Genomic DNA, 17,899 nt, shown 5'->3' with positions numbered 1-17,899 from the left:
AAATACGTCAATATACTTACACACAGAAAATCATTTAGGATTGCTCTAGATATAGAAAATCATTTAGGATTGCTATAGATATAATTCTCATAGCGTTGGGTATATCGCCGTTCCCAATCGACAAAGCTCAAACTCTCCGTAAAGTATTTCTGACAAGTCCTACAGTAAAATTGGCGGCGCGGAACCTGCAAATAAACGGGTTGACCGAAAATCGATAGATCCCGTATCAATACAGGTCGATTTTGATTCAATTGATCACTCGGATGATCGCAGTATCGACAATTACTTTCTTCCTGAAGAAAGCGCAGTTTCAAGAAAACCTCAGGTGCTTCTTGGATGCAACTTTCAACAGTAACATCGGGTAGATTAAGCAGTCTGTCAAGATGAATATCCATAGGGTAGAAATCAAGTAGTGGTATCTCATTATACGGTTTTCACCAAAAACCCAGAAGAACCTAAATTTGTACTATTGAAATATCCAGCTAAAATATTCTCAATAACAATCTGGTCAGTAAGTCCCTCTGTAACCAATCCAAAACTAATCATATTAAAAATTTTTAGGAAGTCCGCCGATATAGCCCCTCAAAAACGCCTCTGATAATTTCACAGGTTCTTGTCCCTCCAAAGGTTTAGGTTTGAGAATGCGTCTAGCTTTAGTGTAACCTAATTGATTGCGGGAAATCACAAACAGTCGCTGTTCGTCATCATCTAAATCCAAACCGTCCAAAATTGCCGGGTTGTGAGTTGTAAAAATGACTTGTTTGTCATGTTTTTTTGCTAATTCGACTAATTCTTGCATTAATCGGCGGCCCAATCTGGGGTTGAGAGAAGCATCAATGTTATCTATTGCGAAAAATTGAGGTGTGAGATCGCTGATGAACAAGGTAAAGTAAAACAGTAACAATAAAAAGCCTTCATTCGAGCTTCTTTGGTCGAAATAAGTTAAATCATTATCTAAGTACCTATCTGCGATTTGGAGAGAATTTTGGATTGCTGCTAAATTTTTAGGCACTTCAAAATTTTTAAACCAGTCTATCAATCGGAGCTTTTCTTTGATTTCATTAAGTTTGTCTTGATTGGAATCTAAATTTAAAAAGTTTATAAGTTTAAACAAACCTTCCCCATTAATACCTAACGGTTGAATTTGCCCTTCTTTTTCAAAAGTACGTAAGGCGATATTTTCAGGAGAGTAAATGATAAATTCCTGTATTTTAAGTGTTTTGATATTTGTTTTGCGGATAAATTGATATTGTCGATCTCGGCTGTCTAAAAAACTATTATATTCCCAAGCAGCAAGCGGCCTATAGGCTCTTTCTAAATTCCGTTCTTCTTCTGAAATCCCATAGTAAAAATGATTTCTCCATCGAGCATAGGGTGTATTATCGTTATTTAAAATAAACCTTATTTTTATTGTGTCATTATTTCCTCTAATTTCAATGCTGATATCTTTATCTAAATTTTCCTTTTCAAAAGCCGATCGCATAAATTGAGGTTCTGTAACTCTGATGCCCCGAGAAGCTAAAAACTCGTTATCCAGCTTATCATCTGCCGCAGCAGAAGCAAGGGCGATCGCCTCTAGGATATTGCTCTTGCCACAGCCATTTTCACCGATCAATACAGTTACTCGTCCTAATTCTAGCTTCAGCTTTTGAATGGACTTATAATTTTCGATCCTGACTTCTCCAATCATAATTCAATCCCATATAATCTTAGTGTACTCATTGTATCTCCGATCGCATGGATCTCAAGGAACGCCTGCACAGCCATCTGATTCAAATTGTACGCGATCGCAATCCATACCTCGCATCCGAAGGGCATTTTTATGTTCAGCAATACATCCGCGAACAGTTGGCACAGTGGGGAACTGTAGAAATTGACGATTTTGCGGTGCGCGGGCGAATTCATCACAATTTTATCTTGGATTTACCCTCCTTCGATCAGGGGATTAAGAAGCGGTTGCCGCCGATCGTAATTGGTGCTCATTACGATACTGTGCCGGGGACGCCCGGGGCCGATGATAATGCTACTGGTGTTGCTGTGTTGCTGGAACTCGCAAGAGATATCGCATCTGGGCCGCTCAAATATCCAGTGCAATTAGTCGCCTTCGATATGGAAGAATACGGTTGTTTGGGAAGCAGTCATCATGCAGCTAAATACAAGCAACAGCAAAAGTCAATCCGGTTAATGATTTCTTTGGAAATGTTGGGTTATTGCAACCATAATCCTAATTCTCAAAGCTATCCCGCTGGCTTGAAAGATTTTTATCCTAATAGTGGCAATTTTATTGCTTTAATTGGCACTTTCCCGACGGTTCCCGATTTGATTAATTTGAGTGGCAAAATTCGCAAATTTGGTCAGCCCTGCGAGTGGCTGCCGGTGCCGAATCGAGGTTTAATTGTCCCCGATACTCGCCGCAGCGATCATGTTCCTTTTTGGGATAATGGTTATCCGGCTATCATGGTGACTGATACTGCTAATATGCGAAATCCGCATTATCATCGAGAAAGCGATAGGATTGAGACTTTGGATTTGGATTTTCTGACTGGTGTTTGTCAGGGGTTGGTTGAGGCTATTCGATATATATAACAGTTTTATTTTAACGAACCGCGAAGGCGCAAAGGGCGCTAAGGAAGGAAAGAGAAGATGAGTGGTAAAGATATGAATGCTGTTTTTGACAATCGCACTCGCTGGCAATTTTGGATCGATCGCGGTGGCACTTTTACTGATATTGTCGCCAAGAGTCCCGACGGTAAGTTAGTCATTCACAAGCTGCTATCGGAAAACCCAGAACGCTACACAGACGCAGCAGTCCAAGGAATTCGCGAAATCTTGGGAATTGCTGCAGATGTTCCCATACCCGCTGCACAAATTGAAGCGATTAAAATGGGGACGACGGTAGCGACAAATGCTTTGCTGGAACGAAAGGGCGATCGCACAATTCTGTTAATTACTAAAGGTTTCGGCGATGCGCTGAGAATTGGCTATCAAAACCGCCCGAATATTTTCGCCCGTCACATTGTTTTGCCGGAGATGCTGTACGATCGAGTTATTGAAGTTGCAGAACGCTACAGTGCTCAAGGTGAGGAGTTAACTGCTGTCAATCCCGAGTTTATCACGTCTTTGCAGCAAGCATACGATGAGGGAATTCGCAGTTGTGCGATCGTATTCATGCACGGCTACCGCTACTCGGAACACGAAAAACAAGTTGCTAAAATAGCCAGAGAAATTGGCTTTACTCAAATTTCAGTATCTCACGAAGTTAGCCCGCTGATGAAATTAGTTTCGCGGGGAGATACTGCGGTTGTCGATGCTTATTTATCTCCGATTTTACGGCGTTATGTCGAACAAGTAACCAGTCAGTTAATCGAGGCAGATTCCGGGAACGAGGGATTATTAATGCCCAATGCCCAATGCCCAATGCCCAATGCCCAATTCCCCAAATTAATGTTCATGCAATCGAATGGCGGCTTAGTGGACGCGGCACAATTTCAAGGAAAAAACAGTATTTTATCCGGGCCTGCTGGAGGAATTGTCGGTGCAGTTCAAACCAGCAAAAAGGCAGGTTTTGATAAAATTATTACCTTTGATATGGGCGGAACTTCCACAGATGTTGCCCATTTTAACGGCGAATACGAACGCGAATTTGAGACGGAAATTGCTGGGGTGAGATTGCGATCGCCCGTGATGGCAATTCACACTGTAGCAGCCGGCGGCGGTTCAATTGTCTTTTTTGACGGGGCTCGCTACCGCGTCGGGCCGGAGTCTGCAGGGGCCAATCCTGGGCCTGCTTGCTATCGCAAAGGCGGCCCCTTGACGGTGACTGATTGCAATGTGATGTTGGGGAAAATTCAACCGGATTTTTTCCCGAAAGTATTTGGATTGAATGCAGATTTGCCGATCGCCCCTGACGTAGTAAAGCAAAAATTTGGGCAATTAGCGGGGGAAATTGGGGGCGAGAGGACGGCCGAAGAGGTGGCGGAGGGTTTTTTGGCGATCGCGGTGGAAAAGATGGCAAATGCTGTCAAAAAAATCTCGCTTCAGCGCGGTTACGATGTTTCGGAGTATACATTGTGCTGTTTCGGCGGTGCGGGTGGCCAACACGCTTGTGCGATCGCCGATGCTTTGGGGATGAAACGGGTATTTATTCACCCTTATGCGGGTGTGTTGTCCGCTTACGGTATGGGTTTGGCTGATGTGCGGGCTATTCGCGAAAGGGCGATCGAGCAACAATTAAATGCAGAATTATTAGCTGATTTACATTATATTTTAGCCGAATTGGAGGCTGAGGGAAAGAGGGAATTGAACCGCAGAGGCGCAAAGAACACAGAGAATGAGTCAGAGGTTTTAGTTGTTAGCAAGTTGCGCTTAAAATATCAGGGAAGTGACTCGGTTTTGGCGGTCAATTTTGCTGACAATCTTGAGGTAATGCAGGCTGAATTTGAAGCAGCCCACCGACAGCGTTACAGTTTTATTATGCCAGAAAAACCGCTGATTGTGGAAGCGGTTTCGGTGGAAGTTGTAGAAAGAATGGATGTGCCGGAAGCATCCACAATTTCCCCCTCTGGTGGGACGCGCATCTTGCCTGTGCAACCAATTTCAACGGTGCAAACCTATGTTGCTGGCGGGTGGCGGGCAACGCCTGTTTATCAGAGAGACGATTTGCGATCGGGCGATTGCATAGAAGGCCCTGCTATGATTGTTGAAGCTACGGGAACTAATATCATAGAACCGGGCTGGGAAGCGGAAATTACCGAAAATAACGATCTAATTTTGAACCGCCGATGCACGCAGATGGACGCAGATAATATCGGCGTTCAGTCGCGTTTATCTGCGGCTAAATCCGATCCGGTTTTGCTGGAAATTTTTAATAATTTGTTTCGGGCGATCGCAGAACAAATGGGCGTCACATTACAAAACACAAGTTCCTCAGTCAACATCAAAGAACGTCTCGACTTTTCCTGTGCAATTTTCGACAAAAACGGGCAATTAGTTGCCAACGCGCCGCACATTCCCGTACATCTAGGCTCGATGAGCGAAAGCGTTGAAGCTTTAATTTTAGCACAAGGCAATGCGATTCAACCGGGTCATGTTTATGTTTCTAACAATCCCTACAACGGCGGCACACACTTACCAGATATCACCGTTATTACTCCAGTATTTGAGCCGGATTCCTCCCTTCCTTTGTTTTATGTTGCCTCGCGGGGACACCACGCCGACATCGGCGGCATTACTCCCGGTTCCATGCCTCCTAACAGTACCACAGTAACTGAAGAAGGCGTATTGCTTGACAATTTGCTGTTAGTAAGCGAGGGCAATTTTCGAGAAAAAGAATTACTAGAAATTCTGACAACGGGTAATTTTCCTGTTCGCAATTACGCTCAAAATATAGCCGATTTGCAAGCACAAATTGCTGCTAACAAGCGCGGCGCAGAAGAACTTCTCAAGATGGTTGAGCATTATAGATTAGAGACTGTGCAAGCTTATATGGGCTTTGTGCAAGACAATGCTGAGGAGTCGGTGCGCAGGGTAATTGATGTGTTGCAAGATGGCGAGTTTACTTATCCGATGGATAGTGGCGGACAAATTCAGGTAGCGATTACAATTGACAAATCTGCGCGCAGTGCACAAATAGATTTTACTGGCACTTCTGCTCAACAATCCAACAATTTTAATGCTCCCGCTGCGGTGTGCAAAGCCGCTGTTTTGTATGTTTTTCGCACCTTGGTAGATGACGATATTCCTCTAAATGCGGGCTGTTTGAAACCTCTCGAAATCATCAATCCCGAAGGCTGTATGCTGAATCCTGGATATCCGGCGGCGGTAGTTGCCGGAAATGTGGAAACATCGCAGAATATTACCGATGCTTTGTATTGTGCTTTGGGAGTGATGGCTGCTTCTCAGGGAACTATGAATAATTTTACCTTTGGAAATCAGCACTATCAATATTATGAAACTATTTGCGGCGGTTCGGGTGCGGGTGCAGATTTTGACGGCACTGATGCGGTACAAACTCACATGACTAATTCGCGTTTAACTGACCCAGAAGTATTAGAATGGCGCTTTCCGGTGTTGTTAGAAAATTTTGAAATTCGGGCTAATAGCGGGGGGACTGGATATCATCGCGGCGGGAATGGGGCAATTCGTCGCTTACGTTTTTTGGAAAAAATGACGGCGGGGATTTTATCGGGGAGGCGGGTGATCTTTCCTTGCGGTTTGAATGGTGCGGGGGCCGGTTCTCTTGGTAAAAATTATGTTGTGCGGGAAAATGGAACTGTGGAAGTTTTGGGAAGTACGGCGGTTGTTGATATGGATGGCGGTGATGTTTTTGTGATTGAAACCCCCGGAGGTGGGGGGTTTGGAGTGTAAGAGTAAAACATAACTTTGCTCTAACTATTTTCATGTCGTAACTTTTATGTTACATTAATGCTCAATATAGCATTTTACCTAGGAATATAAAAAATGGAAGGCAAGCAATTATCTCTATTTTCAGAAGAACCAGAAAATTCCGAAAACTTTTTTGAACGCAAACGAGACTGGTCAGCATCTAAACATAGGATACTGCTTAAATATCTACAAGCATTTTGCTATAATCTTGGAGGTGATGAGAAATATCAATCCGAGCATATCAACTATGTTGATGCTTTTGCCGGTCCCGGGAAATATAAAAAAGGGATTGGAATTGAAGATTTTGTAAATAATTCTAATTTTTGGACAAAGTATCAACATAACTTTGAAAATACAGATGGTTCACCCTTAATAGCTCTAAAATGTGCTAACCTTTTTGGTCAAGAAAAACGAGTAAACTTAAGATGTTTTTTTGTAGAGGCTGAAGCGGAGTCTAATCAACAGCTTCAAGACAACTGTCGAGATCTCGGCAAAGATTTGTTTTACAAAGTTTATGAAAATCAAAAATTTGAGGTAGCATTTCCAGAGGTCATGAATGATTTGAACAGCTATCCTACTTTATTCTTTCTTGACACTTTTGCGGTCAAAGGAGTTACTTTTGGGCATATATGTGAAATAGGAAATTATGTCCGTCAGAACAAAGGAGAGCTATTTATACTATTTCACAACAGTGCAGTAGCTCGCCATGCGGGGCAATATAAAACTGTATATGATAACATAAAAGAGCAAAAGACTGCTGAAACTTTTATAGAGAACTTGACTAAACTCCTAGGTATCAATTCAGACCAAGATTGGAAACCAAAGTGGCTAGAACTTAAAGATCAACCTCAACAATTTGAAAAATGGGCTCTTGAATATTTTAAGAAAAGAATGAAAATAGAAGCAGGGTTTAGAGGAGCAACCAGTTTTGAAATTAAAGAAAGCTACAGCGATCCCAGACCCAAATATAGTATTGTAGTAGGTAGCAATCACCCCAAAAAAGCTTTTGGAAGTTTCTTGAACGATTTCGTTTGGGAGGAGGAAAGATTGTTATTTTTTAAGGACAGCCACACAGGAATTAAAAAATTCTTAGAAAAAGAATGGAATTCAGAGCAGCAGAAAAGATTAGCTGAAATAAAAACTCAAGCTATCAAAACTTTTGGTAAGCTTAATGATTGGATATCTTTTGACGATGCAATTACTCATCTAATATTAGAAATGAATGACATAGGACGTTTAAAGCGAACTCATTACAATAATGATGTTTTAGATTGGCTGTACACAGAACAACTGATAGAAATAAAAAATCCTTCTAAGCAGAAAAAGCCTTACACATTAAAAAGCCACTTTAGGCTTAAAAAATGATACGACTATCACACCGTAGATGTAAAAAAATTTAGATTTTTTTACTCAACAGGAATTAAGGGTAGTTATTTTAGCCATCTTTTTTGATGTTTCTTCCACGTTTCAGGCATCTCATCCCAAATTCTCTCATCCAACAGTCTCCCAGCAGCTTTAGGTGTTCTACCTCCCCATTGCTTGAAGAAAAACGCGACTTCAGCATCCTGACACTGATCCCGAATACTTTGTGCCCATTCGACTTGCATCGGACGGTGTTTTTGCCCCGACTCTCCCCCAACTATTACCCAGTGAATATCTCTTAGATCAAGTTGCAAAGGCCCTAAAAGTGGTTCGCAGGATAAAAAGCGTACCTTTGCATTGACTTGTCGCAAATGATCCACACGATGAACATAGTTTTGATTTTCAACAGACACCCCCATCCAAATATTATCAGACCAATGAAGTTGAGGGGCTAATTCTGCTAAACGCTCATGTCGCTTCGTAAGAATTTGATAAATGTGGTGAGGAGTTTCACGCATTACATCAAAAACTTGTTTCAGAAATTCAATAGAAACATCTTCATGGAACAAATCGCTCATTGAGTTAACAAAAATGCGACTCGGCTTTCGCCAACTTTTAGGTTCGTTCAAGCGCTTTGGGTATTCCGTTAAAGTAAATCCGTTAGGGAAATTAGTATGAAACCGTTTTGTTAATGCTTCAGCATAACAATGCGTACAACCTGGACTGACTTTATCGCAGCCAGTCGTTGGATTCCATGTTCTGTCGGTCCATTCGATACCAGTATTAATGCTAGACATACAAAGAAGAATTTACCACTTAAACAACCTTTGTAGGTGACGGTGTACAAATAAAATTCGCTCTATTAATTGAGGTTTATTTAGCCTCACCTACAAATTCCATTATATAATTAAATTGACTTAAATATCAACATAATTTTAAAGCACTTGCATCAAATGTATATCGTGTTGTAGAATCGGGCTGCACCAGCATTTATTCTCCAAGCTATTCCAGAACAATTGTGCAAACACCTAATTTTTCAGAACTCAACCATCCTGTGGTCAAATCCCTGTTCCATCACAGCGACCAGGAATTATTGACTCTGTTTCAAAACCATCCCGATCAGGGTCGCTTCTTCACGGCAATTTTTTGCCGCTACGCTCAAATTGTACACTCCCTGATTCGCCATTCCGTGCGATCGCCCGTACAAGGAGATTACCTATTTGCCCACACTTGGCTGCACATCTATCACGAGCTCCGAGGCCTAGATTTGCGCCGCGAACTCCAAGAGTCTGAGGGCGGAAATCTCAGTCTCCAAAACTGGCTGATTAATGTTACAGCTATCTGCATAAATCAAGCCGAATTGCCTCCTGTTGAGTCGATTCACTACTCTTTGCAATCTGCTCCGCCCCCCCTGTGGTGTTACGTCAAACAAGCTTTAGAATTGTTAGCGCCGCTGCCGCGTTTAGTAGTGTTGATGGCTCAGACTTTCCGCTGGAGCGAAACTCGAATTGCAGCTTATTTGCAAGCAGAAGGCGAAGCTATTTCGCCCGCTCAGGTAAAGGCTTTGCTGCAAAAAGGATATCAAACTTTAGAATCCGGTTTGCCGGAGGATATTCGGGCTATTTATCTCGATGAAAATCTCGATTATCAAGAAGAACTTGCTTAGAGATCGGATACAATCGCGCCGAGTTTGTGTAGTCTCGAAAACCCGGTAGTTGGAAAATATCGGGTTTTTTTAGCTATTATATATAGGGAAGCTGCCCGCTGCGTACCCTAGATTTCGATGTTTTGTGAAAGTTGTAATAATCTATTTTGGTTAAATACAAAGAATCCAAATATAAGAGGTGGAAATGGCAATTTATCAAGTTCGGTTGGTGAATGAGGCTCTCGCCCTCGATCGCACGATCGCAGTACCAGACGACCAGTATATCTTAGATATGGCAGAAGATGCCGGCATCCGCTTGCCGAATGGATGCAAGCAAGGAGAGTGTTCTGCTTGCGTTGTCAAACTGCTGAGCGGTGAAATCGACCAAAGCGAACAAAAGTTTTTGAAGCCGTCAGAATTGCAAGCTGGCTACGCTGTTACTTGTGTGGCTTACCCGCTTTCTGACTGCACTTTGTTAACGCATCAAGAACAAGTTTTGTATCAAACAGCTCTTTATTTTAAGTAATAAGTATGGAGCGATTCAAAGATACTCGTGAAACAATCTACTCATTCCAGGATGAATTTCTGGTGCGATGCCCTTGTTGTGATTCATGTGCGATCGTGCGTTGTATCGATCCTGATAAGGTCGATTCGTTTGCTCCTCGCAGATTTTCCTGTACAGCTTGTGGTTCCTCAAAAAAATGGTCTGAGAAGAAGATTGAAAGATGGTATACAGTGGATGACTACTTCCACTATCCTCTGTGGCTTCAAACTTCCTGTTGCGGTCAGACGCTTTGGGCTTACAATCTTCGACATTTAGAATTTATTGAGGCGTTTGTTCGGGCAAAGCTGAGGGAACGAAAACCTCATGAACTTCATGGGTGGTCTAATAAGAGTCTGTTCTCTCGACTTCCAAAATGGATACAATCAGGTAAGAATCGAGAAGAAATTATCAAAGCGATCGCAAAGATGCGTGAATCTGTTGTCACTCCTACCTAATATTCGCCGGTGCAAATGCTTGTTCAACCAGATTTCGTGTCATGTAAGGTGCGTGACTCTCAAGAATCGGGCTGCCACTTGAGTGGCTAGAAAGTCACGCACCCTAATGAGTATAGATAAACTCCCCCTTATAAATTCAGCAATTGTACAATCCGCTGAAGCGGAATGTGCGCCCAATCCAAGCGGTAATTAAGTTCGTAGGCTAGCTCGCCAACCGCTTTTTCCAAAATGTAAGCATCCAGCAAAACTTGTAGTTCCGGTATAGATTTGGGCAAGAAATTTGCATCGGCTGCTGTTGCCAAATAGCTCTTAACAAAAGTGAGGCTGACCCAGCGGTGCCAAACGTTCGCCCACTGCTGCATCTCCGGGAGATTTTCAGGGCGAATCATGCCACTTTCTACTTCATTGCGCAGTGCCAAAGTAACAGCGTAACTCAAAGATTGCAGCATTCCCGCAACATCTCGCAGGGGCGACCTCTTCATCCGCCGCTCGCTTAAGGGTCGATTCCGTTCTCCTCCGAAATCAATAATTACGAAGTCTTTGCCTGTATAAAGAACTTGCCCGAAATGAAAGTCCCCGTGACAGCGAATTCTATCAGCCGTAATTCTCAAGTTCAAAATAGACTTGAAACGTTCCATGAGCAAATCTTCGCGGTTGAGGAGCTTTTGCGCCGATTTTTGTATGTCTGGCGGCAGTTTGGTCAGCCGTTTTTTCAGCTCCAGCAAAGTTCTTCCTGCGACATTTCTCATGTGTTGATAGATGGAACGCTGGTAAAAGGAGGTGAAGCTTTCTGGGGCAAAAGCGGGATTTTCTATGTCTGAAGCTAAAGCGAGGTGAAGTTCGGCTGTCCGCTGACCTAAAAGTTCGGCTGATGCTAAGTAAGAGCCGATGAGTTCGCGAGCTAATGCCGGAATTTCTAGCGATAAATCCGCTACTAGCGAGTTTGGCTGCCGCTGCGTTAGTCCGGTCAAAGCGCTCGGTAAATAATTTTCGGGGGAAATAGATAAATTTTCGCCGGAATGCTTTGCTTCTACTGTCATTACTTGCTCGAAATAGTCGCGCAGTGTGTCTAATGTATAAGACCAAGCGTCTACGCTGTCGGGGATTAATTTTTGTAGTATTCCGACTGTAATGACTTGTTTTCCTGGTGTTTGATATTCCAATGCTCCGGCAATTGGAGCGTAGTGTTGGATCGAGTTGCGATCGGTTAAAAAGCGTCCGATTTCTAATTCGGGGTTGATTCCTTCCTCGACTTTCCGCAATATTTTCAGGACGAAGCGGTCGCCGTAAGCTGCGGATGTATTGCTTTGTTCTTTTTTGAACAGGTGAGGTTCGAGGTGCGATAAATCTTGTTCCGATCTGAATTCACCGTCGGCAATTCCTACGAGTTGACCTGCAACACCTCTGTGAGTGCGAGAATTGGCGATCGCCCCCAGCAGCGCGCTCAGAAAACCTTTGTCCCCAGCAGCATCAAATAGTACCCCGACTTCCTTGTTGGTTTCTGGGAAGTGCAGGCGCGCGATCGCCCGATCGTCCGCATCGCCTTTCATCTCTTCCCAACCTAAAGGCAAAACGTAAGTTTCCGGCATACCTTCAGTATAATTCAACTGCAAAAACAGAATGTAAACTTTAGATTCCTCCCCGGCACTATCTTTACATTCAACAGGCAAAATCTCACTTATTTCTAATGATTGAATTGTCCTGTCTGTACCGGAATACCAGCGATTTCGCCGCAAGTATTCCGGCAAAATATTTAGCAGCATATCGCTTAACTGACTTGTAGAAAAAGCAGTTTTCCAAGTACCTATGACTGCCAAACTCGGCAAGTCTGTGTGAAAACCGTGCAGCGAAAAATCTTCGTGTTTAGCAGTAAGAGTAAACCAGTAAAATGTGTGTGAGCTCAAGCTCAAAAAGTAAGGCGAGTCGCCAACCGCCGGAAACTCAGTACGGCCGAAAATCTCCTCTGGAACAGCACCTTTAAAGGGCGAAAGGTCTAATTCTGCCGTCTGCACGAAGCGCGACAAATTAGCCACTACGAGAATGTGTTGGTCTTGATAAGTGCGCACAAATGCTAAAACTTTGCGGTTTTCCGGGTACAGAAACTCGCAAGTTCCGCGGCCGAATGCTTGGAAGCGCTGCCGAATTGCAATTAGGCGTTTCATCCACCACCACAGAGAACTCGGATTCGCCCGCTGCGCGTCCACGTTAATAGATTCGTAGTGATATTCAGGGTCAACAATTGGCGGCGCGTAAAGCCGCTGCGGGTTAGCGCGGCTGAAACCGGCATTGCGATCGCCGCTCCACTGCATCGGAGTTCTCACCCCGTTGCGATCGCCCAAATAGATATTGTCTCCCATGCCAATTTCATCGCCGTAGTAAAGCACCGGCGTACCCGGAAGAGACAGCAGCAAAGCATTCATCAACTCGATGCGGCGGCGGTTATTTCCCATCAAAGGAGCCAAACGGCGGCGGATGCCCAAATTAATTCTCGCCTGAGTGTCTTGAGCGTAAACCCGATACATATAATCTCGGTCTTCATCACTCACCATTTCCAGCGTCAATTCATCGTGATTCCGCAAAAACAATGCCCACTGACAGTTATTGGGAATCTGCGGAGTTTGCTGGAGAATATCGCTAATTGGGAAGCTATCTTCCATATACAAAGCCATAAATAAACGCGGCATCAGCGGAAAATGAAAGTTCATGTGACATTCATCCCCAGCAGCGTAATATTCAACCGCATCCTCCGGCCACTGATTCGCCTCAGCAAGCAGCATCCGGTTCGGAAATTTCTCATCTACGTGCTTGCGCAATTGCTTGAGGAATACGTGAGTTTCGGGCAGGTTTTCGCAGTTAGTACCTTCGCGCTCGTACAGGTAAGGCACCGCATCCATGCGCAGTCCGTCTACTCCCAGTGCCAACCAGAAATCTACCACGTCTAAGATGGCTTGGCGGACTGCCGGATTGTCGTAATTCAAATCTGGTTGGTGGGAATAAAAACGGTGCCAGTAATAAGCTTTTGCTACCGCATCCCAAGCCCAATTAGATGTTTCAAAATCTTGGAAAATAATCCGAGCATCTTGATATTTTTCCGGCGTGTCGCTCCACACGTAAAAATCTCTTTCGTTACTGCCTTTCGGGGCGCGGCGCGATCGCTGAAACCAACCGTGCTGGTCGGAAGTGTGGTTGACAATTAACTCAATAATGACTCGAATTCCCCGCTGGTGCGCTGCTTCTAAAAGCTCTTTAAAATCCTCTAATGTGCCGTAAATCGGGTTGACGGTGGTATAGTGAGATGTATCGTAGCCGTCGTCTCGGAGCGGCGAGGGAAAAAATGGCAGTACCCAAATTGCTGTTACTCCCAAGTTTTGCAGGTAATCCAGTTTTTCTGTCAGTCCTCTAAAGTCGCCGATCCCGTCTGCATTGCTGTCGGCAAAAGCGCGTACTGGTACTTCGTAAATAATCGCGTCTTTGAACCACAAGGGGTCGTCATTTAACATTGAGTTTGGCATAATTTTTATTGGTGATTGGTAATTGGGAATTAGCCCTTGCAATTTGGTAATTGGGCTTTGTTAGTTCAAATCCAAACTGATAAATCATAACTCATAATTTGGCGGCGATTCCTCATGCCAGCGGCAGAGTTTTAATCGTAATTTATTAACGCAAAACTTATAATTTCTTAATTATAAAATCCTAAAAATGTGTTTTGCTATTTCGGATACAGTTCACGATCCGGATACCTATTGGGGCGCGGTGCGCACCCTACATATCGTTGCGAGGTGCGCACCTTACATATCGTTGCGGGGTGCGCACCATACAGACTAAGTATTAGGGGCGGTATTTACTACCTGTCGGACGGTTGCCACGACATTACACTACCTTGACTTTAACGGCTAGCTTTTGTTACATTTGTTTACATAAAGCAACAAAAGTTAAGGAAAAAGCAAAAATGGTTCTTGTAATCGCTCTTTTAATCGTCGGTTGGGTCGCAGCAGCATTAATTGGCACTCAAGCATATTTCCTGGGCGAACAGTCAAAGCCCATCCACGAGCGGAATTGGAACGATGAATCTTTTGAAAAATTGGCTGTAGCAATCACAGCAAAAGAGATAGATTACAGCGTTCGCGTTCCCGCCTACAGCATGGATGCTTACGGCAGCCGCACCATCTCGAATTCCTGATATCAAGTAACAGGTTTCACCATTTTCAATAACAGACCCGACGGCCTGTTCCTAATTTTAAATAACAGGCAAGATGCCTGTTCCACAAGAAGATTTATGGATTGTGGAACAGGCATCTTGCCTGTTCCTAGCTGTTGGGCAACTACAAACTATTTCCTACTAGCGCTGGGCGAAATTCTTTTTTGCGAAATTGCAAAGTGTTATTTTCACAGTCGATCGCAATTGTATCGCCCTCCACAAACGCATTTTCCAGAATCTTGTTTGCCAGCGGGTTTTCCAGCTCCCGCTGGATAGCGCGTTTCAAGGGACGAGCGCCGTAAACCGGGTCGTAACCGACATCTGTGATATGGTTTTTCGCAGCATCCGACAGTTCCAAAGTAATTTTTTGTTCTGCCAACAAACGCTCGATCCGCTTCACTTGGATACTGACTATTTGCCGCAGTTCGACCTTGCTCAAAGTGTGGAACAAAATTATCTCGTCCACCCGATTGAGAAATTCCGGCCGGAAGTGCGATCGCAGCGCTGTCATCACCCGTTTTAACATCTGTTCGTACTCTTGGTCTGTCTCCCGTTCTTGAGTCAATAAATTTTCATTTTCAGTCTTATTTTCACTCTTAGTTACAGTATCAACATCAACTCGCTGGGCCGACACCTCAACAGTACCATCGGCAGCCACTTTATAATCTGTCTTTTGACTTGACAAGTCTTTCGTTTCCTGCTTCCGGCTCGCAGGTTTTTTGACGGTTTTTTCCTTCTTAGTAAACACGTCTAAAATGTGGTCGCTGCCGATATTGCTAGTCATCACAATTACGGTATTTCTAAAGTCAACCACTCGACCTTGAGAATCGGTAATTCTGCCGTCATCCAACACTTGCAGCAAAATATTAAATACGTCCGGGTGCGCTTTTTCCACTTCGTCAAACAGCACTACCGAATAAGGATGTCTCCGCACTGCTTCGGAAAGTTGTCCCCCTTCGTCGTAACCGACATATCCGGGGGGAGCTCCTACCAACCGAGAAACGCTGTGCTTCTCCATGTATTCCGACATATCGATGCGGACGATCGCATCATCGCTGTCAAACAAAAACTCCGCCAACGCCCGCGCTAACTCTGTTTTTCCGACGCCTGTGGGGCCCATAAACAAGAAAGAGCCGATCGGTCTTCCGGGGTCTTTCATGCCCGCCCTAGCGCGCCGAATTGCCGCTGCCACGGCTGTTACAGCTTCCTCTTGACCGATAACTTTTTGGTGCAAGTGTTTTTCCAATTGCAGCAATTTTTGGCGTTCTGATTCTAACAACCGGTTAACCGGAATGCCCGTCCATTTAGCTACAATTTCCGCAATATCGCCCTCAGTAACTTTTTCGCGCAGCAGGGAAGAACCTTGAGCTTGCTGTTTCAAAAGTTCCGCTTCTTTGGCTTCGCGATCGCGCACCGCCGTTTCCAACTTGCCGTACTTTAACTGTGCGGCTTTATTCAAATCGTAAGCCCTTTCTGCTTGTTCAATTTGGACTCGCAGTTGGTCTTCTTCTGCTTTCAATTTATTGATTGCATCCAACAACTGCTTTTCGCCCAACCACTGAGAGGACAATTTTTCCTGCTTGACTTTTAAAATATCAATCTCAGATGTGATGCGTTCGACGCGGAAGCCGAGCCCAGGGGCGAGAGCACCTTTTCCTTCGCCTTCGATCGACAATTTTTCCATTTCCAACTGCATCACCCGGCGGTCGATTCCTTCCAATTCCACAGGTTTAGAGGTGATCTCCATTTTCAAGTGGGCGGCAGCTTCATCTACCAGGTCGATCGCCTTGTCCGGCAAAAAGCGATCGGAAATATAGCGAAAAGACAAAGTTGCAGCAGCTACCAGGGCCGAATCAGTAATTTTTACCCCGTGGTGGCGTTCGTAACGGTCTTTCAATCCGCGCAAAATCGAAACAGTATCTTCAACGCTGGGTTCGCCGACAAATACTTGTTGAAATCGCCGTTCCAGTGCAGGATCTTTTTCAATATTTTTGCGGAATTCGTCAAGAGTTGTTGCGCCGATGCAGCGCAATTCGCCTCTGGCCAACATGGGTTTTAACAAATTTCCCGCATCCATTCCCGAACCGGAACTGCCGCCGCCGCCAGTGCCGACAACCGTGTGCAATTCGTCAATAAATAGGACAATTTGCCCGTCGGAATCGATAACTTCCCGCAGGACAGACCGCAACCGTTCTTCAAATTCGCCCCGGAATTTTGCCCCAGCAATTAAACTGCCCATGTCGAGGCTAAATAGCTGGCGATTTTTCAAAGATTCGGGTACGTCGCCGTTGACAATTCGCTGCGCTAAACCTTCGGCGATCGCAGTTTTTCCGACTCCCGGATCGCCAATTAACACCGGATTGTTTTTTTGGCGGCGGGAAAGAACTTGCACGACGCGCCGGATTTCCTCGTCGCGGCCGATTACTGGGTCGAGTTTGCCGGCTTTGGCGGCTTCTGTCAAATCGCGGCCGTACTTGCTGAGGGCGTCGGAGTTAGCTTCGCCATCTTGATCTTGGGCTTTAGCGCTGCTGCGGCTGCCTTTTCCCGTTTCGGAATTTTTTTCTTGGGTTTTAGCAGTGGCGCGGACTAATTTGATTGCTTCTTCGAGTTTTGGTCGATCGATCGTACCGGCTGGGGGTTTGCGATCGTAACCCGGGCGGCCCGGCGGGCCGTCGCCTTTTGTCAGCAACCTGCGGCCGACTCGTTCGTCTTCTACTAAGCCAATTAATAAATGTTCAACGGCGATAAAATTATCTTGCCAAGTCGCCCTGGTGGCCTCGGCAACATCTAACATCACTTCTAAGCCGCGGCCGAGGTATAGTTGGTCAGCGTTGGCAACTCTGGGCTGTCGTTTGGCAAAAGCATCTAACTGCTGGGCCAACCGGGGGGCATCGACTCCAGCTTTGCTGAGAATGCTGTTTGCCTGGCCTTGCTGTTCGAGAAGGGCGATTGCTAAATGTTCAACCTCTAGCTGCTGATTGGCAAAGCGGCGGGCTACATCCTGGGATTTGACAATGGCTTCCCAGGCTTGATCTGTAAATTTGCTAGGGTCTGTTGGCTGCACGTTGCTTCCTCCCAATCAAGGGGATTCCTGTTGTTATCCATTAATACATCGTCTCACAACCATCATAATCTTTAAACAGGATTATGAATTTATGAGTGCGGTTAACTAGGGCGGAAGTTATGACCTAATTGACCTCTTGCAAAAGCTTACAGTCCGCAATCCACCCAAAAATTTGGTGCGGTCAGACCGACTCGGGCGATTCCCTTCGGGATAGCTTCCCTCGTGCGTACTTAGAAAAATATTGCCA

11 protein-coding genes are annotated in these 17,899 nt (G+C 44.7%); 6 read left to right on the top strand and 5 right to left on the bottom strand.

Annotated elements, in window-relative coordinates; genetic code table 11:
- Window positions 1–59: 59 nt before the first annotated feature.
- Window positions 60–395: a transposase family protein gene (locus QUA13_RS32630; protein ID WP_445242661.1), complete on the bottom strand. Its 336-nt coding sequence runs from the start codon at window positions 393–395 to the stop codon at window positions 60–62.
- A 152-nt stretch (window positions 396–547) separates the two neighbouring features.
- Window positions 548–1,690 carry an AAA family ATPase gene (locus tag QUA13_RS00700; RefSeq protein ID WP_333195844.1) on the bottom strand — a complete coding sequence of 381 codons (1,143 nt, stop codon included), beginning with the start codon at window positions 1,688–1,690 and terminating at the stop codon, window positions 548–550.
- 47 nt (window positions 1,691–1,737) lie between these two features.
- Between QUA13_RS00700 and QUA13_RS00695 the strand changes: the two genes are divergently transcribed.
- From QUA13_RS00695 to tcmP, 3 genes are all read left to right on the top strand, one after another.
- A complete protein-coding gene (locus QUA13_RS00695; protein ID WP_333195842.1) occupies window positions 1,738–2,586 on the top strand; it encodes a M28 family peptidase in 849 nt (282 codons plus the stop codon).
- 57 nt (window positions 2,587–2,643) lie between these two features.
- Window positions 2,644–6,366, top strand: coding sequence for a hydantoinase B/oxoprolinase family protein (locus QUA13_RS00690; RefSeq protein ID WP_445242660.1), 3,723 nt, complete (start codon window positions 2,644–2,646; stop codon window positions 6,364–6,366).
- A 93-nt stretch (window positions 6,367–6,459) separates the two neighbouring features.
- A complete protein-coding gene (tcmP, locus tag QUA13_RS00685; protein ID WP_333195840.1) occupies window positions 6,460–7,749 on the top strand; it encodes a three-Cys-motif partner protein TcmP in 1,290 nt (429 codons plus the stop codon).
- A 65-nt stretch (window positions 7,750–7,814) separates the two neighbouring features.
- On the opposite strand, the gene QUA13_RS00680 is transcribed toward tcmP, so the two are convergent.
- Window positions 7,815–8,543 (bottom strand): phage Gp37/Gp68 family protein, encoded by a 729-nt coding sequence (locus QUA13_RS00680; protein ID WP_333195838.1) that lies wholly within the window; start codon window positions 8,541–8,543, stop codon window positions 7,815–7,817.
- 221 nt (window positions 8,544–8,764) lie between these two features.
- On the opposite strand from QUA13_RS00680, the gene QUA13_RS00675 reads away from it, so the two are divergent.
- Window positions 8,765–9,412, top strand: a complete 648-nt coding sequence (locus QUA13_RS00675; protein ID WP_172186004.1) for a sigma-70 family RNA polymerase sigma factor — start codon at window positions 8,765–8,767, stop codon at window positions 9,410–9,412.
- 184 nt (window positions 9,413–9,596) lie between these two features.
- A complete protein-coding gene (locus tag QUA13_RS00670; protein WP_333195837.1) occupies window positions 9,597–9,917 on the top strand; it encodes a 2Fe-2S iron-sulfur cluster-binding protein in 321 nt (106 codons plus the stop codon).
- A gap of 601 nt (window positions 9,918–10,518) precedes the next feature.
- On the opposite strand, the gene treS is transcribed toward QUA13_RS00670, so the two are convergent.
- Entirely contained in the window at window positions 10,519–13,902 is a 3,384-nt protein-coding gene (treS, locus tag QUA13_RS00665; protein ID WP_333195834.1) for a maltose alpha-D-glucosyltransferase, read from the bottom strand.
- 437 nt (window positions 13,903–14,339) lie between these two features.
- On the opposite strand from treS, the gene QUA13_RS00660 reads away from it, so the two are divergent.
- Complete coding sequence (locus QUA13_RS00660) at window positions 14,340–14,570, top strand: photosystem II protein, Psb35-related (protein ID WP_172186008.1); 231 nt, start codon at window positions 14,340–14,342, stop codon at window positions 14,568–14,570.
- 142 nt (window positions 14,571–14,712) lie between these two features.
- On the opposite strand, the gene QUA13_RS00655 is transcribed toward QUA13_RS00660, so the two are convergent.
- Window positions 14,713–17,652, bottom strand: a complete 2,940-nt coding sequence (locus QUA13_RS00655; RefSeq protein ID WP_333195832.1) for an AAA family ATPase — start codon at window positions 17,650–17,652, stop codon at window positions 14,713–14,715.
- Window positions 17,653–17,899: the final 247 nt, after the last annotated feature.

The sequence above is a fragment of the Microcoleus sp. S28C3 genome (genome assembly GCF_036700785.1).
Taxonomy (GTDB): Bacteria; Cyanobacteriota; Cyanobacteriia; order Cyanobacteriales; family Microcoleaceae; genus Microcoleus; species Microcoleus asticus.
The sequence above is the reverse complement of the archived record's forward strand: the minus strand, read 5'-3'. Positions and strand labels throughout refer to the sequence as shown.

What these genes read in the sequence shown, in the direction of transcription:
- QUA13_RS32630 (WP_445242661.1), bottom strand. Translation starts at nt 395, where the DNA reads ATGGATATTCATCTTGACAGACTGCTTAATCTACCCGATGTTACTGTT.
- QUA13_RS00700 (WP_333195844.1), bottom strand. Translation starts at nt 1,690, where the DNA reads ATGATTGGAGAAGTCAGGATCGAAAATTATAAGTCCATTCAAAAGCTG.
- QUA13_RS00695 (WP_333195842.1), top strand. Translation starts at nt 1,738, where the DNA reads ATGGATCTCAAGGAACGCCTGCACAGCCATCTGATTCAAATTGTACGC.
- QUA13_RS00690 (WP_445242660.1), top strand. Translation starts at nt 2,644, where the DNA reads ATGAGTGGTAAAGATATGAATGCTGTTTTTGACAATCGCACTCGCTGG.
- tcmP (WP_333195840.1), top strand. Translation starts at nt 6,460, where the DNA reads ATGGAAGGCAAGCAATTATCTCTATTTTCAGAAGAACCAGAAAATTCC.
- QUA13_RS00680 (WP_333195838.1), bottom strand. Translation starts at nt 8,543, where the DNA reads ATGTCTAGCATTAATACTGGTATCGAATGGACCGACAGAACATGGAAT.
- QUA13_RS00670 (WP_333195837.1), top strand. Translation starts at nt 9,597, where the DNA reads ATGGCAATTTATCAAGTTCGGTTGGTGAATGAGGCTCTCGCCCTCGAT.
- treS (WP_333195834.1), bottom strand. Translation starts at nt 13,902, where the DNA reads ATGCCAAACTCAATGTTAAATGACGACCCCTTGTGGTTCAAAGACGCG.
- QUA13_RS00660 (WP_172186008.1), top strand. Translation starts at nt 14,340, where the DNA reads ATGGTTCTTGTAATCGCTCTTTTAATCGTCGGTTGGGTCGCAGCAGCA.